Annotated in this window: 5 protein-coding genes and 1 tRNA gene; all 6 read right to left on the bottom strand. The window is 47.2% G+C overall.

The genetic code is table 11. The features are described 5' to 3' along the window. Positions 1-19: 19 nt before the first annotated feature. The gene (locus WC227_04265; GenBank protein MFA6963893.1) at positions 20-487 is read right to left on the bottom strand and encodes a VIT1/CCC1 transporter family protein; all 468 of its coding nucleotides are present in this window, start codon (positions 485-487) and stop codon (positions 20-22) included. 116 nt (positions 488-603) lie between these two features. Then, positions 604-679 (bottom strand) — tRNA-Pro (locus tag WC227_04270). Positions 680-745: 66 nt separating this feature from the next. Further along, positions 746-2,701, bottom strand: coding sequence for an ATP-binding cassette domain-containing protein (locus WC227_04275; GenBank protein ID MFA6963894.1), 1,956 nt, complete (start codon positions 2,699-2,701; stop codon positions 746-748). Further along, entirely contained in the window at positions 2,694-2,963 is a 270-nt protein-coding gene (locus WC227_04280; protein ID MFA6963895.1) for a hypothetical protein, read from the bottom strand. The genes WC227_04275 and WC227_04280 overlap by 8 nt, the downstream gene beginning before the upstream one ends. Before the next feature lie 2 nt (positions 2,964-2,965). Next, positions 2,966-3,685 carry a fibronectin type III domain-containing protein gene (locus WC227_04285; GenBank protein MFA6963896.1) on the bottom strand — a complete coding sequence of 240 codons (720 nt, stop codon included), beginning with the start codon at positions 3,683-3,685 and terminating at the stop codon, positions 2,966-2,968. 3 nt (positions 3,686-3,688) lie between these two features. Beyond that, a complete protein-coding gene (locus tag WC227_04290) occupies positions 3,689-23,572 on the bottom strand; it encodes a BspA family leucine-rich repeat surface protein (protein ID MFA6963897.1) in 19,884 nt (6,627 codons plus the stop codon). Positions 23,573-23,684 lie beyond the last annotated feature (112 nt).

The raw sequence follows: 23,684 nt of genomic DNA on the forward strand, positions 1-23,684 counted from the left end.
TGTGAGGTGTTTGGTTGCTTTAGAACGATGTTTTGATGAATTGACCGATAACGAATCCAATCACGATCACCACCATACCGATCAGGAGATGCTCAGAAATCGTTTCCCATTTTTTATCTTTTGGCGCAATGATGTAGTTCAATAGACCAAGCAGTAATGTGCCCCAAGCAATACAGATGATGAGGGCAACCGTGGAGGAGAAAAAGGCCAGAGGGATTAGGAATGAGAGAGCGATCACTAACTTTGAGAAATAAGTGCTTAGGGTGGCTGTCCAAATTTCCTTCTTGGTGTGAGTTTCCTCAGATTCTTCAGAAATATGAATCCCCAAAGCGTCCGAAAAAGCATCGGCGAATGCAATAGTCAAAACGCCGCCGATTACGACCGCCCTAGTGGCATCGCTTGCAGTCAAGCCCACTATCAATCCGAGCGTTGTAATAATGCCAGAAGTAGCACCGAAGCTGAAACCGATTTTTGATGAGTGATCCATGTGCCTCCCAATAATTATGAGCTAACGTTTCCTATGATGTAATTGACTACGACAATCGCCCCGTAAAAAGGGGCGACAATTTGAGTATCCAAAATATAAAGTGCGAATAATTGTGATGGTCGGGGATGCGAGACTCGAACTCACGACCTCTCGGTCCCAAACCGAGCGCTCTACCAACTGAGCCAATCCCCGAACTAAATTATCTTACATTAAATCAAGAATTTTTTCAATCTTTTCGCGATATTTCTTTGGTATGAACTATTCATACCTCAAAGCTTCCATCGGCGAAAGCTTGCTCGCTCGTCTAGCCGGATACACACCAGCCAATAATGAGACTAATGTTGTGACCACAATCATTTCTAAGGCAAAGAGCATTGGGGTAGCGAATATATTGAGACTGCCATCAATTGAGCTAACCTGCATTAAATAATTGATCAGAGCATTGATCGATTCCCCAAAAATCCAAGCGCCAACAACGCCAGCGATAGAACCAGTCAGACCGAAAAGTAAAACTTCATACTCAAAAATCTTTTTGATGTCTCGGTTCGTGGCACCGATCGCCTTCATCGTACCGACCTCGTGTGTCCTCTCAAGCAACGAAATGGTCATGATATTGATAATTCCAATCAAGGCAACCATCAGAGCCACACCGCCGATAATACCTAAGATTATTTCTGTGATAAAAAAGATCTTGTCGACTTTCTTGATTAGATCAACGACAGAGGTGGTCTGATAGCCAAGGTCGTCGATAGCATCCCTGGCGGCCTCCACATGCTTCCGATCGCTCACTTTCGCCTTGAGAGAGCTATATATCGTGGTCTCATTGATCTTGGCCAATTCGTCGATAGGTAGGAATATCGCCGCGACAAGTTCATCATTGGAAACCCCGACGATTTTCTTTTTTGAGGTAGTTTCGTGAATGCTGGTCAAATCATTTGTATCCTTCGGCACGACCAAAAACGTAAGGTCCACCGTCTTGTTCAAAGCTGATGTCGGCTCCTTGATATCAAAATTTTTGAGTGCTGCTTTGGATATCACTATCTCGTCATTTTCATCAAAACCTTCGCCTGCCACGGCGTACACTCCTTCAAAGGAGAGGGCTGACGCCTCGAGACCATAGGCGATGACCTGCTGAGCGCTGCTATCAATGGCGATTCTGGCAGTCGAAGTGATCGAAGGACTGACTAGGGTCACGTTTTGCACGTTTTTGAGCTCGAGGAGGGCGGTCTGATCCAGATGTTTAGTCGAATTTTTGTCGACATTTACATTTATCGTAACGAGAGAATCAAGAGAGGCAAGCTGATTTGAGGTAATATTTTGCAAACCCATCCCCAAAGAAACGAGGGTGACGATAGACCCAACCCCCAAAGCTACGCCCAAGGCCGTCAGAAGTGTCCGCATCTTTTTGCTTATGAAATGAAGTCGGGAAATCCGCAATATTTCCAGAAAACGAAGAGAGCCCCTCTTCTTTGGCACAAAATATTTCAAGCCATCATCTTCTAGATTATCGGGTGCAAGCACGCTTCGGGTCGCTTCGCTTTTGACAATCTTGCCATCCTTCATATGCAAAATTTTGTCACCGTAGTGAAGAAAATCCGGATTGTGAGTAACTAAAACGACCGTCCTGCCCCACTTCGTGCTGATGGTTTTGATCATTCTCATGATTTCAAGCCCCGTCGGCTCGTCCAAATTGCCGGTTGGCTCGTCCACTAGCAAAATCCAAGGATTGGCGACCAGTGCTCTAGCGATGGCGATCCTTTGTTGCTGTCCCCCAGAGAGTTCCACGGGCTTGTGATTCGCGCGGTCGCTCAATTCCACCACAGAGAGCAATTCGCTCGCCCGTACATAAGCTTTTTTGCGGTCAACTCCAGAGAGAATCAGAGGCATTGCGATATTATCAATGGCAGAAAGAGTAGGAATTAAATTAAATTGCTGGAAAACCATCCCGATTTTGGTCCGACGATATTCCGCGAGTTCTGCCTCGGAAAGTGTGTAGATGTTTTGGTCATGCACCCAAACTTGGCCGGCGGTCGGCTTGTCCAGTCCTCCCATCAAGCTAAGCAGGGTCGTCTTGCCGCAACCAGACGGACCGTAAATGACAACAAACTCTCCCGGCATGATATCAGTCTCAACACCCTTCAAGGCTTCAATATATTGATCTCCTACAAAAAAAGTCTTCTCGAGACCGGAAATTTTGATCACTGGTTTAGTCATCGTTTCTCTTCCTGGCCAAAATTTGTTTGAGTTGATCCTCGATGAGCAATAAATCATGCATTGACTCGAACACTGAGAAAGCAAGAGCGAAAACGGCGATGGCCGATATCAGCAAACCAGCTATGACCAATATTTTCTTGAGCAGCGAGGCGTCAGGGAAATTAACCAACAGCGATATGACGAATATCAATATCAAGGCGGCGATAATAATGCCTATAATCAAGACGAGGTAAGAGCCAAATTTTATTAGAAATCTTTTCATAATTAGCTATTAAACCATTTCGCAAAGCCCTCAAAGGCACGCGACAACGCATCGATAATCACTTGGAAAATCGAAAGATCTTTGGCTGGATTTTTGGTCACAAACATCTGATCATCTGACTCGGCAGAATCAGTCGCGCCCTTGTTCACCGCCTTGATCTTCAGATGATATGTAGTAGCTGGTTTGAGTTTGTCCAGAATAATGGTATGACTCTGGTTTAGGCTCTCCTCTACCGCGGTCTCTGAGCCATATGATAGAGTTTCGCCATAAAACACCTGGCCGGTCGAGAGTATTTCTGTCTTGAAGGTCACAATCGCTTGAGATTCCGTCTTGCTAGTCGCGCCAGCTTCGATTTTGATTGCGGTGACTAAAGGCCTCCCAATCACGTCAATCGCCGAGGCGGAAGTAAACGAAATATTTGTGTTTGACACACGATAAATATACGCGGCCAATGCAGTCACGTTTGAATCCATGTAGAAATTCAAATCGGTTTGGCCAAGCGTTGAATATGTTTTGCCTCCGTCCCCGCTCCTCTCGACGGTGACTGTGCCCTTGCCTTTCGGCCACGACAGAGCAAAGCCCGCCGTGTCCTTGGTCGAAATATTCGAAACTGTCAATCTGTCTTCAGCCGAAACTAATCCGATCTGGAAGAGGCTTATCAGTGCAGCAAGACCCAGGGCGACTAACCATTTTTTCTTGTTTAGAAACATATCTTTTTCCATTTGTTATTTATCGCGATCGATCTCTATCTTCCTTGAAACAGTTTGGAGCTTCTCCTGGGCATCCATATGCGTAGCGTCAGAAGGTTTGTATCCAGCTTTGGCAACCAGGAGTTTGTATTTGCCCTTTGGCAGGACGGTTGAGAATTTGCCCTTTTCGTTTGTGACTGCTGTTCGAATTAATCTTTTGCCTTCGCCGTCCATGATTCTGACTAATGCCAATGAAACTCCCGAGTGATTGACGCTATCTAGGACATTGCCCCAAGGTGAGACTTTGACGAAAGACTTGATGTTGACGTACCAAAGCAGTGGGAAGAGCAGAGCTGAGACCAGGGTGACCGTGTCACGGTGACTGTGAGCCAAGCTATTCAGGATAGAGACGGTGCCAAAAATCAGGAAGCCGAGGGAAACGTAGACCAATACTTTTTCGACAACCCCGATTTTCTCGATAAATGAAAATCTCTTGGCGATGCTCTTGTCGTTCATCGAAAGCAAAATATTTGGTACGATCAGTCCTTCTTGCTCGCTCTTAACCTCGATGATCTGACCCTTTTTGTAGAAACCTGGGGCTTCAGAAACTTCATATAGATCTTTGGTCACCTCAATCTCATATTTGCCTGGATCAGCGACAAAGCTGAAGTTGCCTTCGATATCAGAATATGTATTGGCTACCGGCCTCTTTGAGAACGAGCCAGGGAAAGTTTGAGTTAATTTGAAGAGCGTCAGTTTGGCTTGAGCGATTGGGATATAAGTGCCAACCTCAAGTACTCGGCCCCACTTGCGACGGCTTTTCTTGGTGCCGAGAGAGGCAAGGGCGAAGATCAAAGAGCGAATGTATTCAGGAAGTGAGAATAGAGTGGCGGCATTGGCCAGTGGAGCGGCGGCGGCAGAGATAATCGCTATGCCAGCGACAGCAGCGGTGCTGGCTGGAGTAGTTGTCGATGTTGGTATGCCAAAGACTACGGGTTGGCCTGAATTGTTGACGCCCACGATTTGCATCTGACCAATAATATCGCGAACTTTCATGGCTGTGCCAGAGAGATTGGAGATAACAGTATCTAGGACCGATTGCTCCTTGAAAATATCCTTGGTGGCGAAAGTAAAGTCTGTCGATTCGGCAGTTTGGCCATATTTATCTTTGGAAATGACAGCGAAATGGTAAGTTTTGTTGAAGTCCAAATCGGACAAAACAACTGTATGGAAAGAGTTGAGCCCAGTATCAACCTCGGTCGTGTAAGGGTATGGAGCAGAAGCGCCATATTTGACTTGAGTGGTGGCTGGAACGGTAGTTTTCCAAGTGATGGTGGCTTGAGCCTTCTCTGACATCAACTCGCTAGGAGTTGCCTTCACGTCTGATATCTCCAAAGTGCCCTCGCCTGGCTCATCTGGCGGCAGGATAACACAGCCAGAACAATCTACAACCGTAGTTGTCTGGAACTCAGCTGCCATACTAGCTGTCTGGTTCTTGGCTAGATCAAAAGAGAATACGGAGTAGTTGAATTGGGTATTTGGCGTGACTGTGTCGACATAAGAAGCGTAGCCAGAAGCGTCGACCTGGACGCCAGAGGTTGATTCAGAAATTATATTGTTGCCGTTTTTGACGATAGTGTAGCCGAGCAACCCAGAGCCAGTGTCAGTACTGGCCTTCCAGCGAAGCATCACTCGGTAGTCAGAGTTGACCCGATCAGAGATGTCGAAAGCTTCTACCTTTTCTAATGATGATGGGAGGACCGTATCTAAGATGAAGGTAAGTTCCTCTGACCAAGCGAACTGATTGCCTAGATTATCGTTTGCGGCCACTCTGACGTAGTAAGTGCCGTCGGCCAGAGCACTGGCACCATCCAAGGTCAGAGAATTTGAAGGAGAAGTCAGCGTAGAGAGAGACAGAGCGTCATTTGCGTTGGCGCAGCCAGAAGTCTTGCAGATCTTGATACTGTAATTTAAAATTCCTGAATTTGTATCTGTTGCGGCTGGCCAAGTCAAAGTGACGGCTGGCTGATTGTAATATTCAATGTTGTCGATAGTGTTGGTCTTACCAGATACCGTTGGCTTGCCAGGAGCTGTTGGCTTGTCGCTGTCTGGCTTGCCAGAAGCTTGATTGGAGGCGGCTGAATAGTTGTCGACGCTATCGATAGCTTCAACTTTGTAATAGTATGTGACACCGCTTGTGACGTTGCTATCAATGTAAGTGGCAGTCGAAGATAGAGTCGTATAAGCGATCTTGTTCGTACCGATATTTGGTGTGAAATCGGCCTCGGTGGAACGGAAGATAGCGACATTGGCGAAGTCTGTGTCGGTCGGATTGACCCAAGAGAGCGAAACAGAAGCGCTAGCAGAGAGAGCGGTCAGATTCGTCGGTGCGGATGGCGCTGTGATATCTAGGATAATTGATGCCGAAGCAGTCGGCGACTCATCACCATCGATATCTTTGACTTTCAGGTAAACCGTCTTCATCCCGTCAACAGTAGGAGCGGCCAAAGTCCATGACTTGCTGGTTGAGAATGTTTCATACTCGCTGCCAGAGAAATCAGGAGAATTTGAGACCTTCATTTGTGTGCCAGTGCTAGAAGAAAGCGTAAGTGTTTGATCTATTTGATTTGTCCTAGCCGAAGAGAATGAGATCGTGCCAGTCGGCGGGAACCATTTGTTGGTATTGCCGAGATTGATCGAATTTGAAGGATCGATGACCGCACTGCTTAGATTCTTGGAGTTTTCGACAGAAAGATAGGAAGTAGAGGTCGAGCCCTTTGGATCAATCTTCCATTGATCTGTACCTGTGCCGCCAGATCTACTGAGCGTGATATTTCCAGCAGAAGTTCCGTTCAAGCTTAATGCACCGTTGACCGTCTGAGTCGTATCAGAAGCGAAACTAATTGTTCGAGCCGCAGACGCTGTGGCAGATAGATTATTGAAAGTGTTAGATCCAGCGACCGTCTGACCTCCGATGCCATTCAAGGTAATCGTTGATGTGCCAGGATCTACCGTCATGCCAGTGAAATCAATATTCCCGCCGATTGATACTGATGACGACTCAAGGTTCAATACGTTGGTGTCGTCAGTCGAACCAGTGTATCTAAAGATTCCATTTGTGAATTCATGAGTACCAGAGCCAAGATTTGCTGTTCCAACGCCATATACGGGATAGGCAAGATAAAGATTTCTTGCAGTTAGATTGTTGTCAACAGCATTTAACGTTGTCCTCTTGCCAGTAGTTATAGAATAGGCGTAGATGTCACGAGTCGTCGTCACATCAGATGACAGAGTGATCGCGACATCGTTTGTCACACCGGAATAAGCGACTGACCCTTGGCCGAAGTTTTGGCCAGCGACCGTGACGTCAGATGATGGTCGATAAACAAGGAAAGTCGAAGCAGTAAAATTTGCGCCTGTGTTGACGACGGCATCGCCGTCTGACTTGTACATCCTGAACGCATATCTGTTGTCACCGTTCAATGTACCACCCGCGTAAGTGTAGAGAACATTTGAGGTAGTGACCGATGAAATCGCGTTGGTAGTATTGCCGTTGTGCGCCAACTTCAGATTATAGAAATCATAGGGAGCCGCAGCATAACCTTTTGATTGCAACGTTCCAGTCCCGGTCAAGTCAACAGTTGAAGTGCCAGGGGTGACAGTGATATTGCTCGTATCCCAATTCCCGCCAACATTGATCGTTCCTGATCCAAGATCAAGCTTATTGCCGATATTTGAAGCATTGCCATGCGAAAGACTGCCGGCAATATTTGTTGTGCCGGATCCTAACTTCAAATAGCCAGGGATTGTAGCGTACTCGTTGGTAGAGGTCGAGCCAATAGTCAAATTTTTGCACGTTAGATTGTGCGTACTCATATCGACGTAGCCGGCTGGAGTGGTCGTTCTATCTTTTGCGACTATGACATTGCTGTTGCCAAAGTTGAAATTGCCAGTTGCCGTAAGAATCCCTGTCGGATCTTGTTGGAATGAAAAGGTTGTAGCAAAATTACTTGGCAATGTTATCGCCTTCTGTGTCATATCAGCAATTTGTGGATATATTGCAAGGACTCCCAGTCTTGAATCAGCAGTCAAGTTGTTCACTGTCACGCTGTCGTTGCTCCTAGAGTACACGATGACAGCTTTGCCAATACCCATTAGCGTCCCAGGGCCTACTGTGAACGCGCCAGCAGAGCCAGAACCCAAGCCCACAGAGACACCGGCGGTCATAGTAGAAGTAATCCCGGAGCCCGCCGCAACCAGGCTACCAAAAGTATTATGCATATCAGGGTTGGCAATATTCCCGCTAGACGACTGGGTCCATACGCCGGTAGAGGCGAGAACGCCGACTTTGTTTGCAATAATTATGTCACCAGCAATATTAACCGACTTTCCACCGTCAACTAATGTTCCGGCGTTTGCAGTCAATGATTGGGCCGACACATTATCTTGGAAAGTCCACCCTGCAGTAAGCGTATGATTCGCAAGCAAAGAGATATTATTATTTAGCAAAGTCACATTCGGGTCGATAACCGCATCAACACCGTTGAAGATAAGATTTCCAAGTACTTGACCATTTGTCGTAATCGTCTTGCCGGTCGTTGTCGGATTGAAGTTGATAGTGCTAGTACCTTCGTTGAACACTGCGGTTGGATCGGCGGTCATGGTTAAGGAGCCAGCGATATTTAAGGTTTGAGCATTTGCGGTGAATGTGCCGGCGTTAAGAGTAAAGTCGCCATCATCGTTCAAAGTAGTATTTGCCGAAATTGTCCCGCTGTAGCCGGTGTTGACTGATAGTGATTTGATGTGACTCGTAAAGCTAGCATCAAGCGTCGAATCTTTGGTTGATGTAGCGTCGAAAATAACATCGCAAGTTGCGCTTGGGATAATATTTGCCGTCCAGTTATCAGCACTTGACCAATTGTCATCCGCTGCTTGGCCGTCCCAGACGCAAGTGTTGTTGGCGGCGAACGACACAGAGATTGAATGAGTTGCAGTTACATTTGTAAATGTATATGACGATGGTAAAGTGCCACTGATTGCGCTGCCATCGACGACAACATTTGAGATATAATAGCCGTCGCTAGGCGTGATCGTGTACTCCGGGCTAGTCCCATAATTGGCTAAATTATCTCCGAGAGGAGAGATAGCCCCGTTACTGCCAGCACTTGAGCTAATAGTGTATGTCTTCAAGGTGAATGTGGCGGTGATGGTCTTGTCAGCAGTAATATTTGTTAGTGCCGCACTACCTGTGCCAGCGGCATCGCCGCTCCAACCAGTAAAGTCAGAAGATACAGCAGGCGTAGCAGCAACTGTCAAATTAGCGCCGTAAGTCACTACTTGTGTCGATTGATCGAGATCACCGGTACCATTGCCAGCCTTGCTGATGGTGACTGTGTAACTTCTGATTGTAAATGTGGCCGTAATTGTCTTGTTAGCTGTGATGTTGGTGAAAGATGCGTCCCCTGTGCCAGTTGCGTCGCCAGACCAACCAGCGAAGGTAGAAGAAGCCGCTGGTGTGGCCACAACCGTTAGATTGGCGCCATAATTTACTGTTTGGGTTGCCTGATCCAGATCACCCATGCCAGTACCAGTTGTGTTGATAGTAATAGTATAAGTCTTGATTGTAAATGTGGCCGTAATTGTCTTGTTAGCTGTGATGTTAGTGAAAGATGCGTCCCCTGTGCCAGTTGCGTCGCCAGACCAACCAGTAAAGGTTGAAGAGATGTCAGCTGTCGCGACAACAGTCAAATTTGCGCCATAATTGACATCTTGGGTTACTTGGTCCAGATCACCCGTGCCAGTACCGGCTTCGTTGATGGTGATAGTGTAGGTTTTGATTGTGAAGACCGCAGTAATGGATCTGTCTGCTGAAACATCAGTCAGATAGCAGATGTTGGTAGCGACTGTATCGCAACCAGTCCAGGAAACAAAGTCCGAGGAGGCTGCAGCGGTCGCAGTGGTAGTAACGTCTGCGCCAGCGTCAACAATCTGGGTCACCTGGTCGAGACTGCCCGAACCGCTACCGTCAGAGCTGATTGTCACAGAGAAGTTGTCTAGCGTTGTAGTATTGTTGGTCGCGCCGAAATCAGTTGCAACATTGTCGCCATTTCTAGCTTTGATCTTATAAATATAATTGGTATTTTTGGTGAGACCAGTATTCGCAAAACCTGAATCTCCGCCCCAGTCAGCGTAGAGCTGCCAGTCCTCTGAGACCTGGGTCGTACCATCAGCGTTTTTGACATAATTCCAAGTGCTTCCAGCATCAGCTGAAACGGCAATCGCGTATCGTGTATTTGCATTTGGATTGCCATTCTTGTCAACGGTGATTCTAATGCGAGATGACGACAATGTTGTGACCGTAGGCTGGCCAGGAACCGCAGCCAAAGTATAGACGGTATCAGAGTTTGAATCTTGGCTACCGCCGCCGTTGTAGACATTTACGTGACGAGTGTAACCAGTGTTGGCCGAGAGAGGAGTCTCGTTGTAAGAAGTCGAGCCGGCATCGAGATTTCCAGAAAGGCTAGTGTGGGCAGAGTCCTCAACTTTGTAACCAGTTTCTTCACTGGTAATATCGCTCCAAGTCCAATTGATCTGCGTTGTCGAAGCGGCTGAGCCAGCAAAATCATCAGGAGATTCGACGCCACAATTAGAAGTCTCAAAGCTTGATGGCGCGGCGTATGGGCCGGTACCGTTTGCAGTTGAAGTAGCAGAAGCTTTCCAATAATAGGTAGTGGTGTTTGAGAGTCCAGTAATCTGCTTGCTGGTCGTCGCTGTTGTCAATGTGCCAATGTTGGTTGCCGCCGTATCAGTACCATAAGAAACCGTATAGCTGTCTGCGCCAGTAGCGGCTGTCCAGGTCGTGGTAGCTTTGGTAGTACAAATATTCGTTATGTTCAATGCTGTTGGAGCGGCTGGAGGAGTGACATCAGCAACTGAGGTCGAGGTGTAAATAGTTTCAACATTATCGCCATTCTTGGCCTTCACCTTCATCCAATATTGAGTATTGGCAGCAAGATCAACGTTGTCTTTGTCTTTCTTGAATAGATAAGTCGTTTCAGTCTGCCAGGCCATCGCATTTGGATCGTAGAAATTGCCAGCACCGGCGCCATCATTGGTCGAGTATTGAATATAATAGTTTGTCCCTGCTGGATTGGCGCTCGCATTAATAGTAGTATCCAGATGCCAAAGGTCTGCGTCAGAATAGTCCCCTGCGACAGTGGTGAAAGTCGGGACATTGGCCAGAGTATATTTGGGCGCCGCATATGCCGGAGCAGAATCACCGCCGGAATTGGTCGCTACTACCTTGGCACAATATTGAGTATTAACTGATTTACTGGCGATAGCCTGGCTGACTGCATCAGCCGACGTCGTAGTATCTGGTGTACCAGAATATGAAGCGGCAGAACAATCTGCGTTGCCGTCAGCAGTATAGACCTTGTAGCCAGTCTCGATCGAAGAATTGTCCGTCCAAGTCACATTAAACGTAGTCGACGAAGTCGGAGTAATAGTGACTCCCGTTGCGCTGGCCGGTGCGTCAAGAGCAAAACTAGCAGTCACTGCGATATCACCTGCTACGTTTGAGTCAGTTCGAGCCGCGGTCATGACATCATCAGACCAGGAGACGAAGTGGTAATTGGCGGCAGGAGTAGCGGTAACTTGGGAGCCATTCGCACCGTAATTGACTGTTTGAGGCGTGGAACCAACGACTGAGCCATTGGCGCCAGCAGAGTAAGTAAGAGTGTGAGTATCGATGGCAAAACTAGCAGTCACTGATTTATCGGTGATCACATTGGTTTCCGTTCTCGCTGCAGTTAGAACACCATCAGACCATGAAGTGAAGTGGTAATTAGCAGCAGGGGTAGCGGTAACTTCTGACCCGTTCGCGCCATAGTCAACTGTTTGAGGAGTTATGCCAACTATAGAGCCGCCCGAACCGGCCGAGTAAGTCAAGACGAATGCGCTAGGGCCGCCATCAGTAATTGTCCAAGTGTGAGCACTAACTAGATGAGCTCGGCCGTCAGCCGCCGCTCCAAGAGTATACTTTTTAGTTGCAGCACCAAGAGTCACGTTGCTCTTCACTGCCTGTGCCGACCAGCCAATCAAAATATTACTATAATTAGCGTTAGAAAGTGCCGAGCTACTAAACATATTTGTCATATCCGTCACATTAACCACATTCCAGCTGGCCAAGTTTTGGTTGAAGGCTGCCGCGGAGTAGAACATTTGATTCATATTAGTCACAGCGCCAGTATTCCAATTGCTGATGTTTTGGTTGAAGGCACTGTTGTTCCAGAACATTTCACGCATAGTGGTCACAGAGCCGGTATTCCAACTGCTGATGTTTTGGTTGAACGCCCAAGCAGACTCAAACATATAGGCCATATTAATCACGTTAGTTGTATTCCAACTACCGATGTTTTGATTAAATACAAAGGCGTTGTAGAACATGGCGTACATACTGGTCACGGCACCAGTATTCCAGCTACTAATGTCTTGATTGAAAAGAGAGGAAGACTCGAACATGCAGTACATATCTGTTACGGCTGACATATCCCAGCTATTCATCGAGGGTACAGTGTCAATACCGCTATCTCTAAAGGAATTTTTCATTGTTGTCGTACCAGTCGTATTCAAGACATCGGTGGCGGTGATTTTAAGATTCTTCGTGCCGGAAAAATAACCGTCGGAGTTACCCAGTCGGAGTGGACCGAATTGACTGATTTGAGAAAGCTTTAACTTGTCACCAGCGTTGTTAAATCTGAATCCAGTAATTGTCCCACCAATTTTGAGATCATAAATACCGCCGCTGGCGTAGGTGTGAGTGGTTTCAGCTTGGTTCCAGGTAGTGATGGTACTAGTGGAGCTGTCACCCCAGTCAACGATAAAGTTGTAGGTGCCAGTGGATTCTAGGGGCAGATGAATTTGGGTTGCCGTACTGGAACCGCTTGAAGTCTTGCTGGTATCCCACCTGGAGAGGAATTGGAGGGCAAAGTTGGCCGTGACGGTGATATCAACGGTGACATTGGTGTCGGTGCGGGCGGCAGTAGTATTGGCATCTGACCAGTCTACGAAATAATAGCCAGCTGCTGGGGTAGCGGTAACTTGTGAACCGTTGGCACCGTAGTCAACAGTCTGTGGCGATGTACCAACAACTGAACCATTCGATCCAGCGTTGTAGGTCAAGGTGTAGGTGTTGATAGCAAATGTAGCCGTAACTGAAATATTATCAGCAACATTGAGATCAGTTCGAGCCGCGGTCATGACATCATCAGACCAAGATACGAAATGGTAGTTAGCAGCAGGAGTAGCGGTAACTTCTGAGCCGCTTGAGCCATGGTCAACAGTCTGGGGGGTGGTACCGACAATCGAGCCATTGGCGCCAGCAGAGTAAGTAAGAGTGTGGGTGTCGATGGCAAAACTAGCAGTCACTGCGATATCACCTGCTACGTTTGAGTCAGTACGAGCAGCAGTCATGACGTCATCAGACCAAGATACGAAATGGTAGTTCGCAGCAGGAGTAGCGGTAACTTCTGAGCCGCTAGCGCCGTGATCAATGGTCTGAGGGGTGGTACCGACAATCGAGCCATTGGCGCCAGCAGAGTAAGCCAAAGTATGAGTGTCGATTGCGAAACTAGCCGTTGTCGTAATGTTGGCCGTGACGTTGGTATCCGTTCGGACTGGATTAGTAGAGTCATTGTCTGACCATTTGACAAAATGGTAATTGGCGGCAGGAGTGGCAACAACTTCTGAGCCGCTTGACCCATGGTCAACAGTCTGAGGAGAGCTGCCGATAACTGATCCGTTGGCGCCAGAGTTATAGGTAAGGGTGTAGACGGCCAAGGTTGATTGGTCGGCAGTAGCAGAATAAGCAGTCGCAACACTATCGCCATTTGTAGCGGCCACGGAGAAAGTATATAGGGTGTTGGCGGTCAGACCGGTCACGGTCTTGCTCGAACCCCAGGTCGCATAAGCTTGCCAGACAGCTGAATCGCCGAGTGTGCTGTTGGCTTGAACATATTTCGTCGTAGCGCCGTAGACTACTTTGATGGCATAAGTCGTATTGGATGGATTGGAGTTTTGGGCAATCAGGACTGGAATAGTAGTCGAAGTGACTGTACCAAAAGTTGGAGTGCCAGGTACATTAGCCAAAGTATACTTGGCAGCAGTAGAGCTAAATGCTGTTTCGGTATTGTCACCATTTCTAGCTTTGACTTTGTAGGTGTATTGAACATTTGGACTCAAGGAAACATTGTCAAATCCAGAAGCACCACCCCAGGCGGCATAGTTTTGCCAGTCTTCAGAAGCTTGATTGGTGCCGTCTGCATGTTTGACATAATTCCAAGTACTTCCGCCATCAGCTGAGACAGCGATAGCATAAGTAGTAGAAGAGTTGTCAGTAAGTTTGATATTGATGACGCTAGCAGATGAAGCAGCTAGGGTTGGAGCGTCAGGGGCGGCGGCAAGGGTGTATTTGGGCGCAGCATATGCTGGAGCAGAATCGCCAATTGCATTGGTGGCGATCACCTTGGCACAATATTGAGTATTGATTGATTTACTCGTAATAGCTTGGCTAATAGCGCCAGCGGCAGTCGTATAATCAGGAGTGCCAGAGTAACTGGCGGCCGAACAATCAGCATTGCCAGCGGCAGTATAGACCTTGAAGCCGGTCTCGTTGCTGGAAGCGTCAGTCCAAGTCACTGTAAATCCAGTGGTAGTCAGCGTCCCAATGGCAACTGTGTTTGGCTCCGTTGGGGCAACGTCGACTGTGGTCTGAGCAGTTCCGCTAGATAGAGCGGTCTCAACATTGTCTCCGTTCTTGGCTTTAACTTTATAGGTATATTCTGTGTTGGCGGTGAGGCCAGTATTGGTAACTCCAGAAGCGCCACCCCAGGTAGTATAATCTTGCCAGACAGCAGAAGTATCTGAAGAACCGTCCGCCTGGACATATTTGCTCAGAGTATCATTGTAAACGGCATAATTGGTGCCGGCTGGGTTGGAATTCTGGTTAATTTTGACGGTTAGAGAGCTCGAGGAAGTGGCGTCTACTGTCGGAGCAGAAGGTACATTAGCCAAAGTATACTTGGCAGCAGTAGAGCTAAATGCTGTTTCGGTATTGTCACCATTTCTAGCTTTGACTTTGTAGGTGTATTGAACATTTGGACTCAAGGAAACATTGTCAAATCCAGAAGCACCACCCCAGGCGGCATAGTTTTGCCAGTCTTCAGAAGCTTGATTGGTGCCGTCTGCATGTTTGACATAATTCCAAGTACTTCCGCCATCAGCTGAGACAGCGATAGCATAAGTAGTAGAAGAGTTGTCAGTAAGTTTGATATTGATGACGCTAGCAGATGAAGCAGCTAGGGTTGGAGCGTCAGGGGCGGCGGCAAGGGTGTATTTGGAAATCGAGTCGGTAGCTGCTGTGGTCTCTCCGTCTCCGTTTCTAGCCTGAGCGGTGTAGGAATACTGAGTATTTGGCGAAAGGCCAGTATTGGTAAGGGTATTGTTGTTGGTATTCCAAGAAGCAAAACCCGTGCCAGTTCCGGCAGATTTAGTAATGTAGAGGCCAGATGAGCCAACGGACAAGTTGGTAAATGTGCCGGTAGCAGAGACTTGGATCGAATCAGTAGCTATCGTCCCGAAGGTGATACCGGAAGCGGCCTCGATAGAGGAGTAGGCAGAAGCAGTAGAGGAAGCCTGGCCCAAAACTCCGTTGTAAGCACGGACGTAATTTGTATATTGAGTATTGGCTGAGAGTGAACCTTGATCATACGCCGAAGCGGATGGGCTCCCAACGTCTGAATCATCGGAGCTCTTTAGAAGTCTGTAGCTAGAGGCACCTGCGACATCAGCCCAATCCCAAGATATTTGAGAAGCGGTGTTGGCGGTGTGAGTCAAGCTTGCAGGCTGTGCCGGAGCGGAAGTAGCAGTGCCAGCAGAAGAGGCAGAAGTTTCGGTGGTGTCACCGTTTCGAGCCAGCGCTTTGACGGAATACAACGTGTTTGAGGTAAGATTTTTCAGGTAATTGACTGTGCCAGTTTCCCAATTTACCTTGGTCTTCCAAACCTTTGATGCGCCGCAAGTGCCATCGCCCTGTAGCCATGAGTCTGGAGTTGCGTTGCAGGAAAGAGCAAACTCAGTCCCGGCTGGATTTGAGTTGACATTGATTACCGCGGCCATATTATTTCCGCTGGCTGCGCTCCAATCGTAAGCAGTGACAGTGGGGGCATCTGGCGTATTAGCCAAAGTATATTTCGGTGCAGCAAAGGCTGGATCAGAATCCCCGTCTGCATTGGTAGCGATCACTTTGGCGCAATATTGAGTATTGATAGTTTTGCCCGTAATGGCCTGGCTGGTAGCATCTGCGGCAGTGGTATAGTCTGGGGTGCCAGAATACGAAGCGGCGGAACAATCAGCGTTACCAGCGGCAGTGAAGACTTTGAATCCGGTCTCGTCGCTGGAATTATCAGTCCAAGTAACGGTAAATAAAGTAGAGTCAATCGAAGTGATCGCCACAGTGCTAGCCGCATTTGGCGGAGCCGAAGCGAACCAGTTTACATTATTACCGGCGCTCGTAACGTTTGAACCTGAGTTATCGGTATAGATCGCAGTCGCGTTTGCATTTATCGAATCTTTCACTGAAGCATAAGAGATTGCTCTTGTGCTCTGAGGATCTATAGACCATGTAGAGCCATCAGAGGAAGAATTTAGAGAGATAACTCGACCAGAAGCTCCAGAAACCGTCAGCGCACCTGCGATTGTTTGAGTTTTACTTGCCTCAAATTTCAAGGTTTTTGTTGTTGTCGCCCCAGGCTGTATTGTCACAGCGCTAAAAGTGGTATCGCCTGAAATATCCTGGATGGAGCTATCTCCTCCATTGAAGACGACCGTGCCAGAATTGTGGGTGAAAGTACCAGCAGTGTGAGTGAAATCATTCGCAACGCTCATAGTGGTTGACGGAGCAGCGAAGGTACCGTCAGTTTGGATAAAACTACCCACAGTAACTGCATTTGCGCCAGAAGTGAAAGTGCCAGAGGAAACCGTTAGATTGTTCGAGGCGACAAGAGCGTCAGAAAGCGTAATTGATCCTGTCCCGCCCTGGCTCAAAACAATTTTTTTGTATGCATAGCCAGTAAAGTCACCAAGAGAATACGGCGCTAGTCCTGTGTTTATCGTTGCAGCAACAACATTGGTTGATCCATTTATTTTGGAAACTGAATTTGCGCTGGAATTAGTAACCCAGACAAAACCGCTTGCATCCACCGCAACACCGCAAGGAGCGCTTCCAACTGTGACTGTCGCAGCTACAGCATTTGTGGCTGTATTTATCTTGGTTACAGTATTTGTACCTAAATTTGAGACCCAAACAAAGCCGTTGGCATCAGCCGCAACGCCAAATGCATTCGTCCCCGCAGAAACAGTCGCTACAACTGTGTTTGTTGTTGGATTGATTTTCGAAACATCACTTGTGCCATAATTCGGAACCCAGACAAAACCATTCAGATCAACTGCGACACCAGCAGGCTGTGTACCGACCGTAATAGTTGCCACAACTGTGTCAGTCGTAGCATTGATTTTTGAAACTGTATTGCTATTAAAGTTTGCAACCCAGACAAAACCACTTGAATCGGCGGCGATTCCATAAGCACGCGCACCGACGTTCACTGTTGCTGCAATTGCATTTGTTGTCGGATTTATCTTGTACGCTACATTGTTCGTACCGCTAGCTACCCAAACAAACCCATTAGAATCTATGGCCACGCCATAGGGATCAGAACCAATCGTAATCGAAGCATCTACGCTATTAGTGGAAGCATTAATTTTTGTTAAAGTACCGTTTGATCTGTTGGTTTGCCAAATAAACCCAGAATTATCAACAGCCACGCCAAATTCGGCCGCTCCGATTGTATGTGTAGTCACTGCGTTTGAAGATGTATCAATTTTTGTCGTCGTGGTTGCGCCAGAATTTGCAATCCACGCATAAGGAGTTGAAATCGTACCGGCCTGACCAGCCACAGTAATATTGTAAAAATCGTTGCTATTGCTAGCGACTGTAGCAGCTGCTGTACCGTTGAAGTTTACCGTTGAAGTCCCTTTGGTGAATGTGCCACCAGTATTATTCCAGCTTCCACCAATATTTATTGTGTAATTTCCCGCACTTAGAGTTCCCTCAGCAAGATTCAACGCTCCATCATCATTCAAATCCGCGCCGAGAGTAACCGTATCCGTGTAGCCAGTATTGATAGAGAGAGATTTGATGTGAGCAGTGAAACCGCTATCGAGAGTTGACGCCTTGGTCGAGGTGGAGTCAAAGACGACATCGCAAGCAGCATCAGGTACAGTATCAAGAGTCCAGTTCTCAGCTGTACTCCAATTGTTCCCTGTACCGCCGCCATCCCAAACACAACCAGGCAAAACGTCCCAATTGGTCACATTCACACCCTTGGTCCAGTTGGTCGGGCTTATTGGATTGGCCGCGTTATTCTTCGAATTTGAGACTGAAACATAGTCGACAGTCCACTGATTATCCATGCTCGTGCTTGGAGTGATTTCCCATTGTGCACCAGTACCGTTGCGTTGAAGTGTTAACAAATTATCAGCGATACCGGTAGCGGTCCACTGGCCAGTCACAGTCTGATTCGTGCCTGGATTGAAGCTGATCGTCCGAGCAGTCGAAGTCGTCATTGTAAAATTGTAAAATTCAGTCGAGCCGCCAACGACTTGGGCCAAGCTCGCAGAATTGAGCTCTACGGTACCGTAGTTGTTGCTGAAAGTACCTCCGTCCCGAATAAAATCACCACTAACTTTCATGGTGCCGTTTGGAGCTGAAAAAGTACCAGTGTCCTGAGCAAAGTGTTTTGTCTCTACGTTGTAGCCATAAGCATTGAATGTATTCGCGAGCGTAATATTCAGCGAATGCTCGACAAGTAAAGTGTCCTGAGTCACGACTGTACCGTTAGCAGAGTTTGCAGATAATTGGTAGAACTGGTTGCTGCCGCATTTAACATAGTATGTGTTGGCAGAGTTGATATTGTTGATCCATACCGCGCCGTCGTTATTCACAAACGTACCACCGCCAGACATGTCGAAGAGGAAGTCAGTGGCAACATCATTGGCGTCAAGTGTTAGGACCTGGGCAGGCGCGTTAAATGTACCGCCATAGAGATAAAAATTGTAACTTTTAATTGTAACGGTGGCTGTGTTGCTGTTGAAGGTGCCCGAGATAATAGTAGTAGAATAACCGTTCAAGACCAAGGTTGAAGAATTGGAATTAAAAGTGCCGCCGTTTAAGTATAGTCCGCCTACTGTCACAGTGCCTGTACCAGCATTGAAAACAGCACCAGACTCAACATAGAAGCTGCCCATGTCGCTAGAAGTAAATGTGGCAGTGGCATTGATTGTACCGTAAATATATGCGCCAGAAGAACCAACACTTGCACCTGGGGTATAAACTTTTGAAGCCGGGATATGAAGAGAATAACTAGTCGAGAGTACATTGGAACCATCGACACTGAACAAGATTTTTCCATTCGCGTCAGAACAATTATCAGCAGTCGCAAGAATAGTATTGGTCATCGGGCCAGAGTCTTCATAGGTGAGAGAAACCAGGTAAGAGTAAAGCGACAAGCCCGTGATGTCGCTAGAGCCGGCCGCAACAGTCACAATATTACCAGCTGAATAATTGCCATCTTCGAAGAAAATTGTAATAACTGTTCCGGCGGTAACACCGCCGGCGACGAAATCAAAAGCGCCATTCCCATCGGTTGCCATTGTCTGTTTTGCACCACCATTAACCGAGGCAGAAACATTTTGCCCAGAGCCAACATTCCCCTGCCCAATTCCCTGATATGCAGTACCCGAGATATGACTGCCGAGCCAGTTGGTATTATTACTACCAGATGCAGTTGAGTTGGTCGGTGCGATTGGTCGAGAATTTAGATTGTTTGAATCAGAATAAGTAACACGATCGACTGTCCAAGGCGACATCCCACTGGTGTTCGCATTTATCTTCCATTGGCCCGAGCCTGCAGTGCCGTTGAGCTTCATGACAATGTTATTCCCAGCCGCGCCCTGTATTGTGAGCGCTCCAGAAATAGTCTGGGTTGAGTCTGCTGCAAAAGATAATGTCTTGCCAGCAGTGGCACAAGTAAAGCTAGAAGGAGCGTTGTCGCCAGAGATCACCGATTCTTGAGCAGTATCAAATGTCACGACATAAGGCGAGAAAGTGCCGCCAGCCGTCGTAGTCAGATTGCGTCCGATTGTAATATCGCTACCTGAGAAATAAGCGCCTGAGCTGATAGCCGCATCGCGCCCAACAACAACTGCATAAGACGGCGATAAATAGCCGTTCGTCACAGAAAAGTCATTCGATACCGTAAAGCCAGCACTATAACCTACTGTCCCATCACCAGTGTTTGCGTAAATATAATTATAGATAGGCGGAACGTTTGTAAACGTATATGGATTGTAACTGCTATTAGCAGGAATTGAGCCAATTTTGAAAGTACCATTGGCGTTATTGAAAGTACCGCCAGAGATATTCCAAGTATAATCACTATAATATCCGTTTGAGTCAGTTGTAATAGTCAATGTGCCCGAAGTAGATGTAAATGTACCACCGCTCATCGCAAATGATGCGTTTAGCATAGTAATCGTAGCAGTGTCACCATTAAATGTAGCACCGGTGCTAACCGTAATTTGATAATTTGATAAGGTCAAATTTGAAGTGTTAGCATTGAAAGTACCGCCAGAGAAAGTAGGAGTAGCCAAGATGTGAGTACCGCTACCAGCATTGAACTCGCCGCCAGCCTGATAAAATGAGCTGGAAAGAGTGAGGTTATTGGCTTCCATCTCAACAATGCCATCGTTATACATACCATAGGCGTTTACATTGCCGCCAGGAGTAAACATCGTATACTGAGTGACATAAAGATCATACATAGTACTGAGAGTCGAACCAGAGACCGAGAAATCAGAGAAACAGCCGCAGTCATCAGCAATCGCTAAATCTGCGTTTGTAATAGCCCCTGCGGTATAGTCACTGTAAAGAGTGGTCTTGTATCGATACATATTGAGACCAGTTTTGTCTATGGCGGATTCAGGCAAATAGACGATACTGCCGGAATTGTAGCTCGGATCATTATCAATAAAGATGGTGACTGGTTTGCCAGCAACAAGCTCGACCCCGCTAAAGGAAAAAGTACCACCGGAGCCAGTGACGCCCGACATCTTTCCGCCACCGTTTGAGGTAATGGAAATCGGGATATCAGCGCCCAAAACGCTGCCGCCGATACCATCGTAAATTGTGCCGGAAATCGTATTGCCGCCAGAATATGTAACTGTTAATTTTGGATCGAGTGCCGTACCATCATTTTCTGCAAAGTAGCCATAGAAGTAGACACTATCATAATCGGCATTTATGGTTGGCTGACTATCTGCAGCATCAGCAGTGATTCTAAGACCAAGCTTCGTAACACCAGATGTACTAATAGCTGCTAGACCGCTTGCATTCATCGCGAAATCGTTGTATCCCATATCGTTGTAACTGGCGTACGGAATCGCAGATGCAAATGCAGTTGTTCCGAAAGTGTCGTAATCCGATGCTTGAAGCGAAGTGTTGCTAGAAGGGTTCGAGGAATACAGACCCAAACTCGAATTCCAACCCGAAGGGTCACCCATCTTGTATGCGCCATATACGGAAAAATTGGCAGCTGAGATAGTCGCGGTGTTTGGGATGCTAGAAGTATCAAAGAGAAACGCACTTCTTGAGACGTAAGCCCAAGCAGCGTTGTTGCCAGCGGCGATTGCGGCCATATCACCGCTTGTTCCGTCATCAGCAGCGCTATATCCGCCAGACCTTATGGAAGCCCAGTCCCAATTGCTCCTACTGCTGTAAGTGTACCCATCAACAGACGTGACTTCAGTATGAGTATTTGGATAATAAATAACATCAGTATCAATCTTCATGTCAGACTTTGGCGCTGTCTCTTGCCAGACAAAGCTTGAATCCAAGCTGCCTTCGATCTTTTTGGCTTCGACTGCGACAACCTTGTCTTGGCCAGTCTCATCTTTGACGACTTCACCAGTTGAGGCATTTACATCAAAAGCTTCTGGCTTGTCTCTGAATTTGAGATCGTCTTTGACGACGACAGTCTTGTTTTCTTTGGTCTCTGGGTCGGTGACGACAACACTTCCTTCTTTCCCGCCATCAGTCTTGGTCACATTCCACTGGAAATTCTTCGGCGCGTCTTCGCCCTTGATTGTCTTCCAGAGACGTACACCATACTCAGAGATGTCAAATTCAAATTTGAGGTTACCGTCATCGGTTGTGACCTGGCTATCCTCAGCCAAAATCTGTGGTGCAATCCATTTGGAAAGCGCGTTTCTGGTATCTTCGGCCATCTTCTGGTCAGGAGTGTTGATATCGGCCCAAGCCACTTTGCTGTCAGTTCCCTTTGATTTTGATAAAACTGGATTGCCATCGACGTCTTTCAGGGTCACCGTATATTTGTCGCCAGTTTGTCGAGACTCGATTTCATAGCCAATCTTGTCTTTGAAAACTTTGACAGTAGAGGGCATCTGGTCAAAAAGCACATATTCGGGCGTATCGATGGAATGATTTGGGTTGATATCCTTCCAGCTTGAGTCAGCCTTGGCATAATCTTCTTTGTAGTGGACAAGGCCGGTATAGGACTCTAGAGTCTTGGTGCCGTTCTTGTTGTCGATTGTCTTGGTAGTCTCTGTGCGATCAGCGACAATCTCATTTGGATTGGCCAAAATCTGGTCAGTGCCGTTGTTTGAAATAGTAGTATTCTTCTGGCCCTCTTCTTTGGCGATGACAAATGAATATTCCTGGCTCCATGGCGACCAAGCGCCAACAGAGTCCTGATAGCGAACGCGAGAGTAGTAGGTTCCTTCGGTGAGTAGAGTTGTTAGCTTGATATTTGTCAGTTCGTCTTTGGGCTCTGTCTTTGTCTGATCGAAGATCGGAGAAGCATAATCGCCAGATTTGGTCGAAATCTGCCACTCTGAAGCGTTTTGCGTGTCATTGTCGATATCAAGATAAGAGCTAGCGCTTAGGGTCTGAGTATTTCTAAACAAGCTTTTGTCAGCAGTGAACGAGAGACCGGTTGGTGTATTTGGAAGTCTAGAGTAGAGCAAGGTCAAAGAGTGCAAAACAGGCGAAAGACTAGCGTCGCCAGTCGAAAGGGTCAAGCGTATGTAGAGAGTCTCGGAATCGGCCATCTCAAGGACATCGCTCGAAAACAAAATGTTGTCAGTAGAAAATTCCTTTTTGACAGCACCGCCGTTGAGTACTTCGCTGGCCTCGATCGAAAGCCAATCGACAAACTCACCCTTGGCCGGGGTGTAGGCCAAAATCGCGTTGCCAGATTCCTGGTACTGATTTTGTGTAATATCTGAGTCTAACTTCGCACTTTGGGAAAGAGAGAGAGAATTGGGGTTATCGGCTGTCGAAAGTCCAGAAATAGTCCAACTCTGCCAAGCTTCCTGTGTGCCCCAAGCCACTTGTGAAGAGGCGAAAGTGCGAATGACGCTGGTAGCAAAAACGGAGGTGAAGATAAGGGCCACGATGCCAGACATGTAGCCGGAGAGTGAAACCCAGTGAATTGCAGAAGCAAACGGGCTCATGTGCCACTTGTAGTACCATCTGAATTTCATCCGAAGATTGTTGTGGAGGGTGGCGAAGACTGGAAAAGTAACCTTGGTCGAACGCTGGATCAAAATGATTTCACGTTCAAGCTGAGCTTCCTTCTTTTGGAGCTCTTTTTGCTTCTCCGCGACAATCACCTCTTCTTTGGTGAGACCTTCAATCGCTGCCTTGTCCTGAGGCAACAAAGTGTACTTCTCCAAAGGTGCTTTTTTGGAAAAATGACTGCGGAAAAATTTGCGTAGGCCCTTCAACTTCCCTCCTGCGACAACCAGTCTTATTATTATGAGTATATTTTAACAAGAGAAGTGAACTCGTTCAAGGGCAAAAGAGGGTCTTGGCTGTTGATAAGATACAGAAAAATAG

Source organism: Patescibacteria group bacterium (assembly GCA_041671645.1).
Taxonomy (GTDB): domain Bacteria; phylum Patescibacteriota; class UBA1384; order XYA2-FULL-43-10; family 1-14-0-10-43-13; genus JBAZBD01.